This is a genomic window from Kineococcus indalonis, assembly GCF_009906395.1.
GTDB lineage: Bacteria > Actinomycetota > Actinomycetes > Actinomycetales > Kineococcaceae > Kineococcus > Kineococcus indalonis.
Map to the genome: position 1 here is coordinate 1 of NZ_JAAALM010000744.1, position 1,433 is coordinate 1,433.

Below are 1,433 nucleotides of genomic sequence, written 5' to 3' on the forward strand. Positions count from 1 at the left end.
AGCGGGGGGAGTGCGGCACGCGGTTCCTCCGGAGGGGGTCGGGACCGGGCAGCGGGCGCCCGGCCCGCCGCAACCTAGGTGCCTCGGGCACGCGCCGGGTTACCGCTGTGTTACCGCTGTGGCGCCCCGCCCGCGCTCACCGCCCGCGCTCACCGCACCTGGTGGTCAGCGCACCGAGAAGTCCGTCTGCGCCACCACGGGCGCCGACGTCGCGCCGGAGGCGCGCAGCGCCACCCGGTAGGTGTAGCGCCCCGCGCCGGCCGGGGCGGCGGCGGTGAAGCGCGAGGGGTCCTCGGCGTCGGGCGCCGGGGCCGGGGCGACCGCCCGCCAGGGCCCCTCGCCCCGGCGCACCTCGAACAGCGGGCTCTCGCCCTCGGCGGGGCACGGGTGCAGCAGGAACTCCACCTCGCCGGCGCGCGGGTTGCGCACCTTCAGCCACGCCGCCGCGCGCGGGGCGACGAGCACCCGGCCGGCGGTGTCGGTGGGCTTGTCCGAGCAGGCGCCCGCCACGCGCACGCTCGCGCGGTAGGTGTGCGCGCCCGCGGCGGTGGGCCGCGCCGCGGTGAGCACCGCCGCGTCGCGCGGGTCGCGCACCAGGTCCGCGACGGGTTCCCACGCGCCGCGCCCGCGGCGCACCTCCACGAGCAGCGCCTCGCGCGCGGGGTCCACGGCCCGGCCCAGCGTCAGGCGCACCCGGCCCTCGGCGGGCAGGTCCTGCACCGCCAGAGCGCCCAGGCGCGCGGGGGCGACCACCACGCGGGCCCGGTCGGTGCGCGTGGCCGACGAGGCCCCGGCGGCGGTGACGGCCGCGCGGTAGGCGTACGCGCCGGGCTCGACCGGGCGCGCCACCTCGAACGCCGAGGCCCGCTGCGGGTCGGGCACCGCGGCGCCCGGCACCGGCTCCCACCTGCCGTCCCCGCGCTTGACCTCCACCCGCGGCGCCTCCACCGCCGGGTCCAGCGCCCGGCCCAGGTCCAGCACCACCACGCCCGCGGCGGGCTCGTCCACGACGCCCAGCGAGGCCGGCGGGGCGGGGGCCAGGACCACGGCGCCCGCCGCGGTGCACGCCTCGGACAGCACCCCGCGCCGGGCGCACGCCACCCGGAACTCGTGGCGGCCGGGGACCTGCGGGCGCGGCACGCTCAGGACCGCCGGGCGCCCGGGCACCGGGCGCACCTCGCCGGCCGGCCGCCAGGGCCCCTCGCCGCGGCGCACCTCCACCACGGCCGACTCCTGCGCGGGGTCCAGCTCGCGGCCCAGGGTCAGCTCCACGCGGCCCTGGCGCACCCGGTCCACGAGCACCGCCGAGCCGGGCGAGGCGGGGGCGAGCACCGCGTGCCGCGGGGCGTCCAGCACGACGCCGGGGACGGCGCGCGAGGACACGGCCAGCGGGCGCGGGCGCCGCGCGCCGCGCAGCGCCCGCGCCCGCTGGC

The 1,433-nt window shown here is 82.3% G+C and carries 1 protein-coding gene; it reads right to left on the minus strand.

Going from position 1 to position 1,433, the window contains the following annotated elements:
* Positions 1-165: 165 nt before the first annotated feature.
* Positions 166-1,433 (minus strand): hypothetical protein (locus GTR00_RS20760; protein ID WP_166613419.1); only part of this gene is annotated, 1,268 nt, incomplete at its 5' end.